A 17030-nucleotide genomic window follows, 5' to 3' on the forward strand; every position below is an offset into this window, starting at 1 on the left:
GGGGAATAGCTGATTTGCCAGGATTCGACGCAGGCTACGGGCATGACTTCACGAACCTGGCTCATCACCGGCGCCAACAGCGGTTTCGGCCGGCACCTCAGCGAGCAACTCCTGTCCCGCGGCGACCGCGTCGTCGGCACCTTCCGCGCTCTCGGCAGCGTCGACGATCTGTCGGCCCGCTGGCCGGACGCCTTCCGCGCGGCCCACCTCGACGTCACCGACCCGGCCGAGATCACCGCGGTGGTCAATGAGGCATGGGCCGCGCTGGGCCGGATCGACGTCGTGGTCAGCAATGCCGGGTACGGCCTGATGGGCGCGGCCGAGGAGTTGACCGACGAGCAGGTAGTGCACCAGATCGCGACCAACCTGACCGGCTCGATCCGGTTGATCCGGGCCGCGCTGCCGCACCTGCGCCGGCAGGGCGGCGGCCGGATCCTGCAACTCTCCTCGGTCGGCGGCCAGGCGGCATGGCCGGGCGGGTCCCTCTACCACGCCACGAAGTGGGGCGTGGAAGGTTTCGCGGATGCGCTGGCGGGCGAGGTGGCCCCGTTCGGCATCGGCGTCACCATCGTCGAACCGGGCGGCGCCCGCACCAACTTCCGCTACGGCAGTTCGGTGCTGGCCGACCGCATCGAGGCCTACGACGGCACGCCCGCGGCGGGAGTCCGCCGCATTCTCACCGAACGCACGACCGAAGGCATAGGCGACCCGGCCCTGATGGCCACCGCGATGATCGCCAGTGTCGACCAGGACCCGGCACCCCGCCGCTTGGTCCTGGGGAGCGATGCCTACCAGGCCATCGAAAACGCCCTGAACGCCCGGCTGGCCGACGTCCGGACCCAGCGCGAGTCGGCGGAGGCGACGGACGCCCCGCTGGAGGTCGTGACCACAGGCGGCCCGGCTGACCTGGACACTTAGAAGTACAGCCGGTCATGTGCCTCCTTGATCACGTGATCCGGCCCCAGGGCGGCGTTGAACTGCGCGACCAGTCAAGGACGGCCCAGGCGCCCCTGAGCCTGCGATTTCGGTCAAGGGTTCGGGGGACGCGGCGCATTGGGGCCGATCGGGACGACGGCCGCCGTCCCTGCTCATCGCCACGTGAGCGATCGGCCCCTCTACCGCGCCACTGCCGCCAGACCCAACTCGTGGGCGATGCGGGCGCCGAGGTCGGAGTCGACCTTGGCCCAGTAGTCCTTGACCGCGCGCTCCTGGATGAAGTGCTCCACCCCCTGGCTCAGGTGCCAGACGATGTTGCCGATCAGATGGTCCCGATCGGTCGGCGTCATCACCTGGCGGTAGAGCGTGCCGGGCTGGATGAAGTCGTCGTCATCCCTGTGCGCCGCGTAGGCCGTACGCATGATCTCGGCGGGCTCGACGAACCAGCTCGGATCGCGGTAGCGCTGCGGATCGGCCTTCGGCCCGCCGTAGCTGTTCGGCGCGTAGACCGGCTGGCTGCCACTGTGGAAGTAGCGCATCGGGGCGTCCTTGTTGTAGTTGTGCACCTCGCTGATCGGCTGGTTGACCGGTAACTGCGCGTAGTTCGGGCCGATGCGATAGCGCGCCGAGTCGGCGTAGGCGAACATCCGCCCCAGCACCATCCGGTCCGGGCTGGGTCCGATGCCCGGGACGAAGTTCGCCACGTCGAACGTGGCCTGCACGATCTGGGCGAAGAAGTTCTCCGGGTTACGGTCGAGCACCATCCGGCCGATCGGGATCGTCGGGTAGTCCTTGTGCGGCCAGACCTTGGTGATGTCGAAGGGGTTGAAGCGGTAGCCGGCCGCGTCCTCGTACGGCATGATCTGCATCTCCAGGCGCCAGGACGGGTAGTCCTCGCGGTCGATCGCCTCCCGCAGGTCACGCCGGTGATAGTCGAGGTCCTGGCCGAACATGGCCTTGGCCTCGGCATCGGTCATGTTCTGGATGCCCTGCTCGGTCTTGAAGTGGTACTTCACCCAGAACTTCTCGCCCGCGGCGTTCTCCCACATGTACGTGTCGCTGCTGTAGCCGTTCATGTTGCGCCACGTACGCGGCGTCCCCCGGTCGCTCATCAGGATCGTGACCTGGTGCGCTGACTCCGGCGAGAGCGTCCAGAAGTCCCACTGCATGTTGTTGCTGCGCAGGCCGCTGTCGGGCATGCGCTTCTGGGAATGGATGAAGTCGGGGAACTTCATGGGATCGCGCACGAAGAAGACCGGCGTGTTGTTGCCGACGAGGTCGTAGTTTCCCTCTTCGGTGTAGAACTTGAGAGCGAAGCCGCGCACGTCGCGGTCGGTGTCCGCGTAGCCCTCCTCCCCGGCCACCGACGAGAAGCGCACGAGCAGCGGCGTGCGCTTGCCCACTGGATTGAGGAAGGCGGCCTTGGTCCACTGGCTGACATCGGCGGTCACCTCGAAGTAGCCGAAGGCACCGCCGCCCTTGACGTGGTAGACCCGATCAGGCACGGGCTCGCGGACGAAGTGGGCCAGCTTCTCGATCAGGTAGGCGTCCTGCAACAGATTGGGACCGCTGGGGCCGGCCGTAAGCGAATGCTCATCACTGGACACAGGAATACCGGCGTCCGTGGTCGTATTCGCCGCATGGTTTCTCATTCTTCTCACCTGCCGGCTATTGAAGATTGGGTCTATCCGCTTCGGCGAGAAATGAACCGTTTATGCGATTCATCCGAGCGGCACTCCGGGGTGGACGGTGCACCACCGGGTCCCCTCGCACTGAAGCGCGGGTTCCGGACCCATGGTGAAGACCTCATCGACGTCCTCGAATGACCAAGGACACTCGCCGGCGCCACTGCCCGGCTCATGGCGGCTTTGTCCCGCCGATCCTCACCACAACCCTACGAAGGACCAGGTCACGCCTGGGTCATAGCCCGGCAACTTCCGTCAGGCCATCGACGTCAGCCTGCTCGGTGAAGTGGGGGAGAGGGGGCCGGCGGTCAGTTCTGCGTGCGGCCGTGCCGGGCGCGTAGGAAGACGGCGGCGATGAGGACGCCGAGGAGGACGAGGGCGGCGTTGGCGGCTATGGCGACGGTGACGCCGTGCAGGATCGCACCGGCGGACACGGCGCCCATGGTGGCCGCGGTGACGATCGCGGACATGACGGGAGTCCCCATAGCGATGCCGATCTGCTGGGACATGGACGCCAGCCCGGTGGCCAGGCCCTGCTCGTGGTCCGGCAGGCCGGTGGTGGCGGTGACCATGAAGCCGACGATGACCAGCATGTTGCCGACCCCGCCCAGGAAGGTCGCCGGCAGCATCAGCGCCATCGAGGCCGAGGTGCCGCCCAGGAAGAGCAGGACGCCGGTGAAGGCCGCCTGCAACAGCCCGCCCCCGACCAGGACGGTCAGGGTGGAGGTCCGGGAGATCAGCTTCGGCGCGAGCATGCCCCCGGCCACGGTTCCGAGCCCCAGGATGCCGAAGGAGAGCCCGGCGGTCAGGGCCGAGAAGCCGAGCGTCTTCTGCATGTACAGCGTGAGCAGATACACCAGGGAGGTCTCGGTGACGAAGGCGAGCAGTCCCAGCACGTTGCCCCAGGCCACGGTGCGCTTCTTCAGGACGTGCAGCGGAACCAGGGGCTGGGCGGCCCTGCGCTCGACGAAGTAGAAGGCGGCCAGCAGGGCCGCGCCGGCCAGTAGTCCCACCAGGGCGACGGGGTGGGTCCAGCCGTGCTCGCCGGCCTGGGTCAGGCCGTAGACGATGCCGAGCAGTCCGAGGGTGACGGTCAGGGCGCCGGGCAGGTCGACCTTGGGCCGGGTGGCGGGCCGGGACTCGGTGATGACGCCGGGGGCGACGAGGAGCACGATGAGGGCGACGGGGACGTTGATGAAGAAGGCCCAGCGCCACGAGAGCAGGTCGGTCAGGACGCCGCCGAGAATGGCGCCGGCGGTGAACCCGGCGGACATGAGCGCGCCGTTGAGGCCGAGTGCCTTCTGCCGCAGGTGGCCGTCGGGGAAGGAAGTGGTGAGCAGGGCGAGCCCCGCCGGGGTGGCGGCGGCGGTGGCGAGCCCCTGGGCGATGCGGGCGATGATGAGGATCTCGGGGTTCGGGGCGAGCCCGCCGGCGAGTGAGGCCAGGCCGAGGAGGGCCAGGCTGCCGAGGAAGATGCGCTTGCGGCCGATCAGATCGCCGATGCGGCCGAAGAAGAGGGTGAACCCGGCCGCGCCCAGGGCGAAGGAGGTGGCGATCCACTGCAGGTCGGCCAGGGAGAAGCCGAGGGTGTCGCCGATCTCGGGCAGGGCCACGTTCAGGATCGAGAAGTCGACGGCCAGCATGAATTGGGCGACCAGCAGCACCGCGAGGACGGCTTTCATGCGGCCGGTCAGCCGCTGCGGGACCGGAGGTCTGGACACGGGCTTTGTCATGGTCATGACAGGGAACTTCCTTATGAGCGCTTAAACGGTTCTATGGTTCCGTTAAGATGCGAGGAACGATAACACTGTTGCCGCTCTAAGGGAACTGGGGTCCCGATAAGGGCGTCTCTTGGGAGAGGGTCCATATGGCCGCCGTACCGCAGCAGAGCGCCGCACCGGGCGCCGTCCGGCCCGGTGGGCGCACCGCCCGCGTCCGCGAAGCCGTTCTTCAGGCCGCAGGAGACGTCCTGGCCGAGAAGGGGTTCGACGCCCTCGACCTGGCCGAGATCGCCCGGGTCGCCGGGGTCGGGAAGACCACCGTCTACCGTCGCTGGGGCACGCCCGGCGCTCTCGCCGCCGACCTGCTCGACGACATGGCTCAGGGATCGTTGCCCCGCTCTCATACCGGCAGCGTCGAGGAGGATCTGCGGGACAACGCCCGGCTGGTCGTCAAGACCCTCACCGACCCCCGGCAGGGACGCCTGTTCAAGGCACTGATCGCCGCCTCGCTCTGCGACGACGAGGCGGCCCGGGCGCTGCACCGCTTCTACGCCGTACGCATCGACGAATGGGCCGGCTGCGTCGGCGACGCCGTCGAGCGAGGAGAGCTACCCGCCGGGACCGATCCGCGCCGGGTGATCGCAGCCGTCTCCGCGCCCCTGTACTACGCGCTGCTCAACACGGGGGAACCGCTCGACGACGACGCCGCCGAACGCGCCGCGGCAGGAGCGCTGGCGGCGGCGCGCGCCGGCGTCGCGTGACGGGAGCCGTGTGATCGCCCGCCATTCGTTTGCGCTACGGCGCGACCGTTACCAGCTTGCGGTTGAGGAATTCGCCGATGCCCAGTTCCGACAGTTCACGTCCGAATCCGGAGTTCTTGACCCCTCCGAAGGGCAGGCTCGGCGAGTCGGCGAAGCAGGAATTGATGTACACCATGCCGGCCTCGATACGGGTCGCCACCTGTTGGGCATGCTCGACGTCAGCATCGAAGACGTAGCCGCCCAGGCCGAACCTGGTGGCATTGGCCAACTCAATCGCTTCTTCCTCGGTGTTCACGACGTAGAAGGACAGCACTGGTCCGAAGGCTTCTTCCTGGTAGAGCGGGTTGCTCTCGCTGATGTCCGTGATGATCGTCGGTTCGAGATAGAACCCGGGGCGGTCGACGCGGTCGCCGCCGTGAACGATTCGCGCTCCCGCAGCCTTGGCGTCCTCGATCAGCCGAAGCAGTCCCTCCACGGCGCGTTCGCTGGAGAGGGGGCCGACCAGAGTAGCCTCGTCCTTCGGGTCACCCACCTTGATCGCGGCAAAGCGCTCCTTCAGGGCGGCAAGCATCTGCTCGCCCCGTGCCCTGCCGACCACGATCACGCGCTTGATGTTGACGCAGCCCTGCCCCGAGTTGTAGGTGCGTCCCATCACCACTTGCTCGACCGCATGTTCCAACGGCGCGCCTTCCAGGATCAGAGCAGGGTCGCTGCCGCCCAGTTCCAGGATCGCCTTCTTGAGGTTGCGGCCGGCGCGTTCCCCAACCGAAGTCCCCGCCTTCTCGCTACCGGTCAAAGTGACGCCGCGCACGCGGAAGTCGTCGACCAGCATGGCGATCTGCTCGATGCTGCAGAAGAGATTCGTGTAAGCCCCTTCCGGAGCTCCCGCCTCCTCGAACAGTCGAGCGAAGGCCAGAGCGCACTGCGGCACGCTCTCGGCGTGCTTCATCATGACCACGTTGCCCGCTACCAACTGGGACGCGGCCACACGGGCCGGCTGATAGTAGGGGAAGTTCCACGGCTCGATCGCCAGGATGACGCCAATGGGTTCGGCGATCAGCTTTGCGCCGGGCCGGCCCGGCAGCGACTGCTCCGCGAGGAATTCCTCCCCGCGTTCGGCGTAGTAGTCGAGAATATCGGCGACGAGATCGACTTCAAAGTAGCCGAAGCGGGTGACCTTCCCCATCTCCAGGGTCAGGTATTCCACGTACTCATCTCGCTTCTCGCGCAGGATCTGGGCGGCACGACCGACGATTCGAGCCCGTTCCGCAACCGGCCTGAACTTCCAGTCTTCGCGGTAGAGCTTGTCCGCGGTTTCCAGTGCCGCAAATACTTCGGCATCCGACTGCAACGGGAACTCTTTCACGAATTCGCCGGTGGCCGGGTTGATCGTACGAAAGCTCATGGTCCACTCCTCATTCTGGCGTTTCGAATCGATGCTGGGTGAGATCGGTTCCTCAGCGCCGCGATGTCCTCGACGGGCGCGTTACTTCGCATCGCCGTCGAACCTCGCTCGGTTCGGGTTCGGTTCGATCCAGTCCTGGGCTCGACGCCACCACACCTCGGCGGACGGCTTCAGTCCCGTGGGGTCATCGAGGGTTCCGGCCTTGACGATCACGAGATCGGGCCGTTCGTGAAGGATCGTGAAGATCGGAGTACCGCAATCGCCGCAGAAAAGCCTGTCCCGCAGGTTGCCGTTTTCGGCTCCGACTGTTTGGTAGGACTTGGGCGTTCCCTTGGTCTCCAGGGAATCGCGCGCCACCAGAACGTTCACTGAGAACGCCCCACCGCTGTTTCGCTGGCAATGAGCGCAGTGGCAAAGGACGACGGTCTCGGGCTCTGCGTCGAATCGGTAGCTGATCGAGCCGCACAGGCAGTGTCCGGTTCGGACGATGGAGCCGGGCGCTGGATCGATGTCGCTCATTTGAGGGTCTCCCTTATTTCGGTCCGCTGGGCTATCCCCCAGGGATGGGTCTTTCGCGCGCGGCACTGTGGCTGTGATTTGTCACCGCATCAGGCCTTCTTGGGGAAGGCGTGCTTTGTGCCGCCGATGACTGTTGCGGCTGCGGCGATCAGGAGGATCAGCGATGCCCAGGTGATCGAGGCGGTGCTCAGGCCGGCGAGCAGGAGGCCGCCGATGAAACCGCCGACCGCGATGGAGGCGGAGAAGACCGTGATGGTGATCGACTGGGCCACGTCGGCGGCTTCACCTGTGGTGTTGATCACGGCACCGATGAACAGGCTGGGGGAGCTGCCGAACGCGAAGCCCCACGCTGCGACGGCGACGTAGACCAGCACCGGCGCATTCGCGAAAAAGGCCAGCACGAGCACGCAGGCCGCGAACACCACGGTGCTGCTCACCACGAGCTTGCGCAGGTGACGGTCGATGTGCGTACCGACGACGAGAACGCTGAGCACGGAGGTGGCTCCGAAGGCGAACAGCACCCAGCCTGTCTGGCCTGCCATCCCCGCGTAGGACAGGAGGTCGGTGATGTACGTGTAGAGGATGTTGTGCGCGATCATGTATGTGGCCAGCGCGAACAGGATGGGACGCAGCCCGGGGATGGCCAGCACCTGCGAGATCTTGAAGCGTGTCTCGACCGGCTGTCCCGGCAGGTTCGGAAGTGCCACCAGAACCCATGCCATGGTCACGACGCTCACGGCGGCCGAGGCGTGGAAGGCGAACTGCCAGCCGCCGAGGCTGCTGAGCCAGGTCCCCAGCGGGATACCCAGGGCCAGCCCGATAGGGGTTCCGGCCAGGGCGATGGCGATGGCGCGGCCCTGCCGTCCCTCTGGCGCCAGGCGGGCGGCGTACCCGCCGAGGAGAGGCCAGATGAGTCCGGTTCCCAGACCGGCGACGAAGCGGAGCACCAGCGTCAGTGTGTAGTCGCTGGACAGTGCGGTGAGTGCGTTGGCGGCGGCGACCACGGCCAGGGCGAGCTGCAGGACGTGCTTACGCGGCCATGTGGCCGTCGCCCGTGCAAGGGGGATGGCGCCCAGCGCGGTGGCGAGCGCGTAGAGCGTAACGGTCTGACCGGTCAGCGAGACGCTCGTGTCGAGCGTGTGGCTCATTTCCGGCAGCAGACCGGCCGGGAGGCATTCGGTGAGGATGCTGATGAAGCCGGCCAGGAAGAGGCCGAGCAAAGCCTTGCCCGGGAGGCGGTCCTGCCGGGCGGTCACCGGGGTCGGGCCTGTGGATTTGGTGACGGTGTCGGTCATGGTGATGTTCCAGGAGCTGCGTGTGGCCCGTCAGGGGGGCCCTGACGGGAGGGACGGTGAAGGTAAGCCGGGCCGTTGCACCGGTGTTACCGGTGATGTGGAGGGCCGGGGCCGGGCCAGGGGCCCGCAAGCCGTTGCCCGGGACACATCGAGCGTGCTTCGGGCGCGCGGTCTTAACCAGACACCCGCTTCGTCTACGTCTCGTGTGGCTATCACTGGCAGGGACAGGCTGGGCTGCGGACTCCGAGCGATACTCGAACCATGGCAACCCACCGCGCCGCCCGCACCGGACCCTCAGCGGCTCCGGAATCGGCTCCGGAACCGGCTTTGCGGGAGGGACTCGACCCGCGCGCAGAGCTGAGCGAGTTCCTGCGCACCCGCAGGGCCCGCCTCAAACCGGCCGATGTAGGGCTCGCCGACCACAGCGGACGGCGCCGCGTGCCGGGCCTGCGCCGCGAGGAGCTGGCGCAGCTCGCCGGGGTCTCTGTGGCGTATTACACGCGCTTCGAGCAGAGCAACGCCCGCAACGTCTCACGCGAAGTGCTGGACGCGATCTCCCGCGTACTCAAGCTCTCCGACGCCGAGCACGCCCACCTGCTACGCCTGGCCCAGCCCAAGCGGCATCAGCGGCATCCCGAGCCGCCGCGCCAACAGGTCAGGCCCGCGGTACTGGAGCTGCTGACGGCGATGGAAGGCGTGCCGGCATACGTATGGGGCCGCCGCGCTGATGTGCTTGCGTGGAACCAGACTGCCTCCGCCCTCTTCGGAGACTGGGCCGCCCGTGCCCCACAGGAGCGGAACTGGGCCAGGATCACCTTCCTCGACCCTGCGTCCCGGAAGCTGTTCACGGACTGGGAGTCCAAGGCGTACGACGTGGTGGGACAACTACGGTTCGGGGCCGGCCTGCACGCGGACGACTCTCTGCTCGCGTCGCTGATCGGTGAACTCTCCCTGAAGAGCGAGGACTTCCGCAGGCTGTGGGCCGCCCACGACGTCAAGAAGAAGACGCACGGCACCATGCGCCTGTCACATCCGCTGGTGGGGAAACTGACGCTGCGCTACGAGACCCTCGCGCTCCCCGGCGATCAGGAGCAGTCGCTGACGACCTACCACGCCGAGCCCGGCTCACCCTCGGAAGAGGCGCTGCGCCTGCTGGCCAGTTGGGGAGCGGACGCCACGAAGGAGCGGCCCGCCGGCACACCACAGTGAACGGGCCTCGGCCTGCGCGGTGCCGGTTTGGATGGGGCGGGGGAGTACCGTGCGTCGGCGATTGCACTGCGTCGGGTGTTCCCGATTGGGCCCATCAGCCTGCCCCTGCTGATGGTGGTCACATGGGACGTAGGCAGAGCGGGGGCCTGGGTAACTCCGCACAGCCGGCGTAAACCTGAACATGTCCCCGAAGAAACGCCCCGGGGTCACCCGCCCAGCGCAGCACCGGCCGCGACCCATGGACCGCGCACGCCCGCGCGCTGGCATGCCGAACACGCGGCATTTCGACGTCCAAGGGAAGATCACATGGCACAGCTACGTCCGTTCCGCAGCGAAACCCGTCCCGAGCAGCTCACCGACCTGAGGGAGCGGCTGGCCAGAACGCGGCTCGCGCCGGCACTGTCCGGACAGGACTGGACGCACGGCACCCCACCCGGCTACCTCGCCGAGCTGCTGGAGTACTGGCGCACCGAGTTCGACTGGGGCGCGGCTGAGGAGCGACTCAACGCGCTCCCTCAGTTCCTCGCCGAGGTCGGCGGCAACACCATGCACTTCGTGCACGCCAAGGGAGTGGGACCGCGCCCGTTCCCCCTGCTGTTCTCGCACGGCTGGCCGGGTTCGTTCTGGGAGGTGCACAAGATCATCGGGCCGTTGGCCGACCCGGCAGCACACGGCGGGGACCCGGCCGACGCGTTCGACGTGGTCGCGCCGAGCCTGCCCGGCTACGGTTTCTCCCCGCATCCCGTCACGCCCGGGATGACCCCGACCGCCATGGCGACCCTGTTCAACCAGCTCATGACCGAGGTGCTCGGCTATTCGCGCTACGGCGCGCAGGGCGGCGACTGGGGCGCGCAGATCACCAGCCGCCTCGGCCGTGACCACGGCGACACCGTGGCTGGCATCCACCTGAACCTGATCGGGGCAACGCCGGTGCTGGACGAGAACTCGGCCCCGCTCTCGCCCGCCGAAGAGGCATTCGTGGCCAAGACCGAGGAGTTCTTCTCCGAGGAGGGCGGTTACGCCCAAATCCAGGGCACCCGGCCGTCCACGCTCGCCGCGGGACTGTCCGACTCCCCTGCAGGCCTGGCCGCGTGGATCGTGGAGAAGTTCCGGGCGTGGAGCGACTGCGGCGGCGACGTCGAGTCGGTGTTCAGCAAGGACGAGCTGCTCACCGACATCACTCTCTACTGGCTGACCAACTCCATCGCCACCTCCACCGGCCTGTACTACGAGACCATGCACACCGAGGGCATGCTCGGCAGGTTTGTGCCCGGTTATGTCGACGTGCCGACCGGGTTCGCCTCCTTCGCCAAGGACAACTTCACGCCGCCAGAGGAATGGGTACGGCGCTGCTACCGCCTGACCCGGTTCACCGAGTTCGACCGAGGCGGCCACTTCGCGGCATTGGAGCGGCCGGAAGAGCTGGTCACCGAGATCCGTGAGTTATTCCGCCCGCTACGCGCCTGACCAGGCTAAACAGGGCGGCCGGATGGTCGGCCCAGTGCCGGACGACGGGCAACAGCGGTTCGACGCGTGCCGACGACTCGTCGAAAGCTGATGGCCGCGATTGGACTTGCAGGTCCAATTTTTTCTTCGCACTCTGGCAGTGCCGCGCGGGTGACCGGAACAGGTTCCAGAGCGGGCATAGGCAAACGAGCGTGAGGGGACGCGTGATGAGCGGACGGTTGCAGGGCAAGCGGGTGTTGGTGACCGGATCGACGAGCAACATCGGCCGGGCGATCGCAGAGGCGTTCTCCGCCGAGGGTGCGCACGTGATCGTATCCGGCCGCAGCGCCGAGCGGGGCGGAGAGGTCGTCGACGGTATCCGCGCGCGTGGTGGCCGCGCCGACTTCGTGAAGGCGGATCTGGACGGAAGCGCCGAGGCCTCGCACGCCCTGGCGCGGGAGGCGGTGTCCGTTCTTGGCGGGGGCATCGACATCCTGGTCAACAACGCCGGGATCTACCCCGGTGACAGCACGGTCGACACCGATGAGAAGACCTTCGACCAGGTCTACGCCGTCAACGTGAAGGCGCCGTTCTTCCTGACCGCCGCGATTGCTCCGGCCATGGTCGAGGTCGGCGGCGGGGCGATCATCAACCTGGGCTCGTGGATCGCACGCTTGGGCATTCCCGTGGGCGCGCTCTACAGTTCCACCAAGGGCGCGGTGGAGACCCTCACGCGAGCTTGGGCCGCCGAATTCGGTCCTCATGGCGTGCGCGTGAACGCGATCTCTCCCGGCGTGATTCAGGAGCCCATGCCGGGGGAGGCGCACCCGGGCGAGGTCATGATGAACGGCACTCCGGCTGGGGGAATGGGCAAGCCGCAGGCCGTCGCTCAGGCCGCGGTCTACCTCGCCAGCGAGGAGGCCGCGTTCGTCCACGGCATCGTGCTGGACGTGGACGGCGGCCGTACCACGACGGCCGTCATCGCCGGATGACACGGCGCACGCACTGCCGCCGGCTGGGCACTAAACCTGGGCGTTCCGTGAGGACTTCTGGGCCTCTGCGCGGCCTTCGTCGCGGGCGCGGGCGAGCAGGTCCGCCAGATGCCGGCGGCGGCGCCGGGTGATGGCCCGGTAGGAGAAGAAGAGGATCACGAGAAGCGCGGCCAGGGCCAATTGGGGCCAGGGCACGGTCCAGACCGTCATGTCGGTGGCGGCGTCCTTGACCACGGCACCGGCGGGGATGCCACCCTGGACGGACGGGGACACGGTGACGCTCGTGGAGAGCGGGCCGAGGGCCCAGACTCCCGCGATGCGGGTCTCCACCGTACGGCTGTCGCCCGGGAAGATCTCCTCGACATCGATCTTGGCGTCCCGTTCGGCCAGACCGGACAGGTCGCTGACCGTCACCTCGCCGGCTCCGCTCACCGCGACGTTCCCCTTGTTCGTCGCCGTGTACTTGACCCGGATGACACCAGAGGAGAAGGGGTTCCACGACTGCTCGTACGTGGCGGAGAGGCCGCTGACCGCCACCGCCGCCGTGATCGTGCCGGTGGCGCGCATCATGACCCGGAACCCCACCCGGCTCTCCACGGAGACCGTGTCGCCGGCGCTGGTGACCGTCGCGGCGATGCCGGCCGGATGGTCCCCCGGCGCGGCGTCACGCGGCACGGTGATCGTGAACGGCACCACCTTCGTCTCGTTGGCCCCGACGGTGACCTTGTTCTGGACCTTGATCCAGGTGCCGCCGTCCTTGGACGCCTGGTCGGACTGGAGCATGTTGAAGCGGCCCTTGTCGGTGAGGTAGCCGTCGGCGGCCTTCAGGGCGAAGTCGGCGGCGGCGTCGCTGAAGTTCCGCACGGCCAGGTGCTCGGTCACGGTCTGACCCGGGTCGAGGGTGAGCTCTACCCGTCGGCGGCCGTCCGGGCCCTGCTGGTTGGCCGGCTGGACCGACCAGGTGAGGGTCGGAGCCGGTTCGGCCAGTGCGTCGACGGGCGCGAGAGGCACGGTGAGGAGCGCCGCCGTGAGCACGGCGAGGAGCCGCGGCAGCGTCTGCGACAGGGTTCGGATCACGGCGGGGTCCTCCGGCGAAAGGGGGTGGTGGGGGCCGCGACGCTGCGGCCCCCATCCGTCGGCTATTCGGTTATTCGAAGAGGGACAGGGTCAGCGTCGAGGCGTACGAACCCGCGGCGACGTCCGCGGGGGTGCGCAGGAACAGGTCGGCGTTGACGGTGTACGAGCCTTCAGAGACCTCGCCGGAGTCGAAGGTCGAGACAAGGAGCTCCTGGTCGACCAGACCGACGTTGTTGCCGGGCTGGGTCGGCTCGTCGAGGACGGTCGCGACCTCCTCGCCTTCGGCGACCAGGCCGGTGTCGCCGCCGTCGATCAGGTGCGGCTTCCAGCCGAGGTGGCCGGCGCTGATGGGCGCCTGACCGGCGTCGCCGAGGAAGTCGGACGCGTTGCCGAGCACGGCCCACGCGGCGCCCTCGGGGATCTCATCCCCGGTGCGGGTGTCGGTGACCGTCACCTTCGGCAGGGTGCCGGTGAACTGGCGGGTCTCCAGGGTCGAGCCGTCCTCGCTCAGCGCGACGGAGTCGGCGGCGATCGACATGGCGAGCACGCCAGGCTCCTTGATCGGTGCGATGTCGACCGTCACCTCGACGTCGGTGCTGTCGCCGGGGTCGGCCACCGCAGGCCCCTGCAGCGCAACGGAAGCGGTCAGCGCGACGGCCGCCGCGAGCAGCCATTTGGGTTGAATTTTCATGCAATGCTCCACATGGGGGGTTTCTGGATTATGCGGGGACTTCTGGTGCTGGAGATAGCGCTGGGATTCAGGTGCAGGTGAGGGCGGGGTAATCCGCGGTGTATTGGGAGGTCGCCTCCTCGCCGTCCACGGTCCCGGTGGCGCTGACGGTGACCGAACCCGCCGCGATCGAGGCCGTACGGGTGGCGAACGACTGGTAGGCGCTCGCGCCCGGCGCGACATTCGGGAACGATCGCTCGCCGTACGCGCTCTGCAGGGTGATGCTCGCCGCCGCGTCATGGTCGTTGCGCGCCTGCACGGCCACGTACGCCTTGCCGGCCAGGCAGCGCGGCGTGACCTTGATCGTGACGGGGATCTCGGCGGGCTCCTCGGGAGCCGGTTCCTGGGCGAAGACCCGCCATTCCGTGATCGCCACCGCGGAGTAGGTGGTGCCGTTGCCGTTGGCCCGGACCGTGGCCCGCACCCGGGACGTGGTGATCGGGTCGAAGGCGACGTTGTTGAACGCGGTCGTGCTCGTGCCGTACGTGGACGCGCCGGGCACGTCACGCCAGGCCGAGGTGGCCTCGTCCCAGTACTGGAGCACCCAGCCGTCGGGCTGGGCGACGCCGTCGCCGGTGCCCTGGCCCGAGTCCCGCCAGAACTTCAGCTCGGTGCTGATGATCCGTACGGGGCGTGACCAGTCGTACTGGACCCACTGGGTCGCCGGGCGGGTGCCGGACCAGGTGCCCCAGATCTGCGCCTGGCTCGGGTTGGCCGGGTCGGCGTTGTCGTTGAGGGCGGTGACGCTGTTCCAGCCCGCCGTGTAGGAGGCGGTCGGGGTCGCGATGGGGGCGATGTTGCCGTTGAGCGGCGCGGACAGGTCCGCCGGGATGACGACCGTCTTGGCGGTCTCCAGGTTTCCCGCCTTGTCGATCGCCCGGTACGACACGGTGTGCCGGTTGGCGTCGGGCGCCGTGATGACGCCGTCGGCGGTGGGGGTCCACGGGCCGGTGCCGATGGCGTACTCGATGCCGGCGACGCCGGAGGTGGCGTCGGTCGCGAGGACACTGACCGACCGGGTGGTGGTGTCCAGCGTGCCGACGCTGACCGGTGCCGTGGCGTCGATGCGTACCGTGAGGTTCTCGGGTGTGGAGACGTTGCCCGCGCGATCGGTCGCCTTCGCGGTGACGGTGTGCTCGCCGTCCCCGGAGACGTTGGCGTCGGCCTGCCGGGTGTCGGTGGTGACGACCGGCTGGCCGTCGTCCACCTTCGTCTCAATGGTCATCCGGCCGCCGCGGTCGTCGACGCCGTTGACGCGCACCCGTACCGCCGAGCGGTACCAGCCGGCGTTGCCCGCGCTGCCGCTGGGGGTGAGGGTCAGCGTCGGCGCGGTCTCGTCGCCTTCGGTGTCGTCCGGCGAGAGGACCGTGACCTGCGCGGAGATGCGGCCGGCGGCGTAACCGAGCACGGTTCCCCGGATGGTGACCGTGCCGGGCTGGGCGACCTGCTCGGGGGTCAGCGGGTCCCAGAAGACCGGGATCCGCAGCGTCTCGCCGCCGAAGGCGACGCCGACGGTGCCGGGCAGCTCCGTTTCGCCGACTTCGACGGTGATGGCCGGCGGATTGACGGTCTCCGGCTGCGTGGCCAGGATCTTCCACTCCTCGACCGCGACCGCCGAGTAGGTGCTGCCGTTGGTGGAGGCGTCGAAGGTCGCGCGTACCTGCGTGGTGGTGACCGGGTCGAAGTCGGTGTTCTGGAGGCCCTGCGTGCCGGTCGGGTAGCCGGTCGCGTTGGGCACGTCGGCCCACTGGCCGGTGGCGAGGTTCCAGTACTGGATCTTCCAGCGGGCGGGGGCCGCGACGCCCACGCCGCTGCCCTGCGGGTTGTCGTTCCAGAAGTCGATCTGCGAACCGGAGATCCGCATCGGCTGGTCCCACGTGTACTGCACCCACTGCTGCGGCGGGTTGTTGCCGGTCCAGGTGCCCCACATGTCCGGCGGCAGCGGGTTGGACCGGACGAGTTCGTCGTTGAGCGCCTTCACCCAGTACTGGGTGGGCACGGGCTCGTTGGAGACGGTGACCTTCGCCTCCTGCGCGACGTTCGGGCGAGGCGTGAGGTCACGTCCCTTGACCGGCGTCGGCGTGACGAGCTTCATCCGCGGCGGGGTCTGCGTGTCGTCCCACTCCACCCGGTCGATCGCGACCGAACGGCGGAAGTGCCCGCCGCCGACCGCGTCGGCCGTGTGGTAGGCGATGTACCACTTGCCGTTGAACTCCAGGATGCCCGGGTGGCTGGTGGTCGAGGAGACCGGCCGGAGCACGGTGCCCCGGTAGGTCCACGGCCCGGTCGGCGAGGAGGCCGTCGCGTACGCGATGCAGGCGTGGTAGTTGGCCGGGGTGCACTGCGAGGTCGGACCGGCGTTGTTCCCGGCGTACGCCATGTAGTACGTGCCGTTCCGCTTGAAGACCCAGGGCGCCTCGAAGAAGCCGGTCAGGCCGGTGACGGAGCGCTGGGTGCCGATCGGCGTCTTCATGTCCTGCTGGTACTCGAGCATCCGCAGGTTCCCGAAGGTGCCCCACCAGACGTAGACCCGCTGGTTGGGGGCCTCGCCGTCGATCAGGATCGTCGGGTCGATGTTCTGGATGTTGTTGGCCGAGGGCACCCGCTGGGAGATCAGCGGCCCGCCCACATAGTCGCTCCACGGGCCGGTCGGCGACGTCGCGACGGCCAGGCCGATGGCGAACCTGTCGGACGCCGTGCTCTCCCGCTCGCTGACCGGGACGTACCAGTAGTAGCGCCCGTCCACGCCCTGGATCATCTGGCCCGCGTACGCGCGCCCCGGCGTCGCCCAGGAGAAGACCGTTTCCGGGCGCATCAGTGACGGGTAGTGGGTCCACTGGCCGCCTTCGACGTCACCGGTCTTGAACGCGCCCCACTCGTTCATGATGAAGTCGTTCTGGGTCGGCCCGGCCTGGTCGTGGCCGGTGTAGATGTAGAGCTCGTCGTGGCCGCTGGTGTTGCCCGGCGCTCCGGCCGGGACGACGACCGGCGCCGGGTCGGCGGAGTAGTAGCTGCCGTCGCCGAGGATCGGGTTGCGTGTGTTGGTGAAGGTGGTGGAGTCGGCGGCGTGGGCCGGAACGGGAACCCCGATCAGGCACAGGGCCGCGAGCTGGGCGACCACCGCCGCGGCGGTCCTGCGGAACCGGCGCCTCGGCCGGGAGCGGGAGGGTGATGAGGCTGCGGGCCGCCTCATGGCGATCTTCAAGGTGGTGCTTCCTTACTGTCAGCGAGACTCACAGCGGGGGGGTGGCGGC

13 protein-coding genes are annotated in these 17030 nt (G+C 68.3%); 5 read left to right on the forward strand and 8 right to left on the reverse strand.

Annotation, left to right across the window (positions count from 1 at the left end):
- The first annotated feature begins 42 nt into the window (after positions 1 to 42).
- The gene (locus tag Pph01_RS32400; protein WP_204076995.1) at positions 43 to 918 is read left to right on the forward strand and encodes an SDR family oxidoreductase; all 876 of its coding nucleotides are present in this window, start codon (positions 43 to 45) and stop codon (positions 916 to 918) included.
- Between the two features lie 197 nt (positions 919 to 1115).
- On the opposite strand, the gene Pph01_RS32405 is transcribed toward Pph01_RS32400, so the two are convergent.
- Complete coding sequence (locus Pph01_RS32405) at positions 1116 to 2588, reverse strand: catalase (protein ID WP_204076996.1); 1473 nt, start codon at positions 2586 to 2588, stop codon at positions 1116 to 1118.
- Positions 2589 to 2929: 341 nt separating this feature from the next.
- Positions 2930 to 4360: an MFS transporter gene (locus Pph01_RS32410; protein ID WP_204076997.1), complete on the reverse strand. Its 1431-nt coding sequence runs from the start codon at positions 4358 to 4360 to the stop codon at positions 2930 to 2932.
- Between the two features lie 128 nt (positions 4361 to 4488).
- Between Pph01_RS32410 and Pph01_RS32415 the strand changes: the two genes are divergently transcribed.
- On the forward strand, positions 4489 to 5103 hold the full coding sequence (locus Pph01_RS32415) for a TetR/AcrR family transcriptional regulator (RefSeq protein ID WP_204076998.1): 615 nt from the start codon (positions 4489 to 4491) through the stop codon (positions 5101 to 5103).
- 34 nt (positions 5104 to 5137) lie between these two features.
- Here Pph01_RS32415 and Pph01_RS32420 read toward each other — a convergent pair whose 3' ends face one another.
- The 3 genes from Pph01_RS32420 to Pph01_RS32430 form a co-directional block, all read right to left on the reverse strand.
- Positions 5138 to 6508: an aldehyde dehydrogenase family protein gene (locus tag Pph01_RS32420; RefSeq protein ID WP_204076999.1), complete on the reverse strand. Its 1371-nt coding sequence runs from the start codon at positions 6506 to 6508 to the stop codon at positions 5138 to 5140.
- Between the two features lie 81 nt (positions 6509 to 6589).
- Complete coding sequence (locus Pph01_RS32425; RefSeq protein ID WP_204077000.1) at positions 6590 to 7027, reverse strand: GFA family protein; 438 nt, start codon at positions 7025 to 7027, stop codon at positions 6590 to 6592.
- Positions 7028 to 7116: 89 nt separating this feature from the next.
- On the reverse strand, positions 7117 to 8322 hold the full coding sequence (locus Pph01_RS32430) for an MFS transporter (protein ID WP_204077001.1): 1206 nt from the start codon (positions 8320 to 8322) through the stop codon (positions 7117 to 7119).
- Between the two features lie 261 nt (positions 8323 to 8583).
- Between Pph01_RS32430 and Pph01_RS32435 the strand changes: the two genes are divergently transcribed.
- The 3 genes from Pph01_RS32435 (at position 8584) to Pph01_RS32445 (ending at position 11969) form a co-directional block, all read left to right on the forward strand.
- Complete coding sequence (locus Pph01_RS32435) at positions 8584 to 9531, forward strand: helix-turn-helix domain-containing protein (RefSeq protein WP_204077002.1); 948 nt, start codon at positions 8584 to 8586, stop codon at positions 9529 to 9531.
- Positions 9532 to 9837: 306 nt separating this feature from the next.
- On the forward strand, positions 9838 to 10998 hold the full coding sequence (locus Pph01_RS32440; RefSeq protein WP_204077003.1) for an epoxide hydrolase family protein: 1161 nt from the start codon (positions 9838 to 9840) through the stop codon (positions 10996 to 10998).
- 206 nt (positions 10999 to 11204) lie between these two features.
- Positions 11205 to 11969, forward strand: coding sequence for an SDR family NAD(P)-dependent oxidoreductase (locus Pph01_RS32445; protein ID WP_204077004.1), 765 nt, complete (start codon positions 11205 to 11207; stop codon positions 11967 to 11969).
- A gap of 30 nt (positions 11970 to 11999) precedes the next feature.
- Here Pph01_RS32445 and Pph01_RS32450 read toward each other — a convergent pair whose 3' ends face one another.
- The 3 genes from Pph01_RS32450 to Pph01_RS32460 all read right to left on the reverse strand — a co-directional run bounded on the left by Pph01_RS32450 (position 12000) and on the right by Pph01_RS32460 (position 16981).
- The gene (locus tag Pph01_RS32450) at positions 12000 to 13046 is read right to left on the reverse strand and encodes a WxL protein peptidoglycan domain-containing protein (protein ID WP_204077005.1); all 1047 of its coding nucleotides are present in this window, start codon (positions 13044 to 13046) and stop codon (positions 12000 to 12002) included.
- A gap of 70 nt (positions 13047 to 13116) precedes the next feature.
- Positions 13117 to 13737: a hypothetical protein gene (locus Pph01_RS32455; RefSeq protein ID WP_204077006.1), complete on the reverse strand. Its 621-nt coding sequence runs from the start codon at positions 13735 to 13737 to the stop codon at positions 13117 to 13119.
- Positions 13738 to 13804: 67 nt separating this feature from the next.
- Positions 13805 to 16981: a family 43 glycosylhydrolase gene (locus tag Pph01_RS32460; protein ID WP_204077007.1), complete on the reverse strand. Its 3177-nt coding sequence runs from the start codon at positions 16979 to 16981 to the stop codon at positions 13805 to 13807.
- Between the last annotated feature and the right edge of the window lie 49 nt (positions 16982 to 17030).

The organism is Planotetraspora phitsanulokensis, assembly GCF_016863295.1.
GTDB classification, from domain to species: domain Bacteria; phylum Actinomycetota; class Actinomycetes; order Streptosporangiales; family Streptosporangiaceae; genus Planotetraspora; species Planotetraspora phitsanulokensis.

Coding starts and splice junctions, on each gene's coding strand:
- Pph01_RS32400 (WP_204076995.1), top strand. CDS start 43: ATGACTTCACGAACCTGGCTCATCACCGGCGCCAACAGCGGTTTCGGC.
- Pph01_RS32405 (WP_204076996.1), bottom strand. CDS start 2,588: ATGAGAAACCATGCGGCGAATACGACCACGGACGCCGGTATTCCTGTG.
- Pph01_RS32410 (WP_204076997.1), bottom strand. CDS start 4,360: ATGACCATGACAAAGCCCGTGTCCAGACCTCCGGTCCCGCAGCGGCTG.
- Pph01_RS32415 (WP_204076998.1), top strand. CDS start 4,489: ATGGCCGCCGTACCGCAGCAGAGCGCCGCACCGGGCGCCGTCCGGCCC.
- Pph01_RS32420 (WP_204076999.1), bottom strand. CDS start 6,508: ATGAGCTTTCGTACGATCAACCCGGCCACCGGCGAATTCGTGAAAGAG.
- Pph01_RS32425 (WP_204077000.1), bottom strand. CDS start 7,027: ATGAGCGACATCGATCCAGCGCCCGGCTCCATCGTCCGAACCGGACAC.
- Pph01_RS32430 (WP_204077001.1), bottom strand. CDS start 8,322: ATGACCGACACCGTCACCAAATCCACAGGCCCGACCCCGGTGACCGCC.
- Pph01_RS32435 (WP_204077002.1), top strand. CDS start 8,584: ATGGCAACCCACCGCGCCGCCCGCACCGGACCCTCAGCGGCTCCGGAA.
- Pph01_RS32440 (WP_204077003.1), top strand. CDS start 9,838: ATGGCACAGCTACGTCCGTTCCGCAGCGAAACCCGTCCCGAGCAGCTC.
- Pph01_RS32445 (WP_204077004.1), top strand. CDS start 11,205: ATGAGCGGACGGTTGCAGGGCAAGCGGGTGTTGGTGACCGGATCGACG.
- Pph01_RS32455 (WP_204077006.1), bottom strand. CDS start 13,737: ATGAAAATTCAACCCAAATGGCTGCTCGCGGCGGCCGTCGCGCTGACC.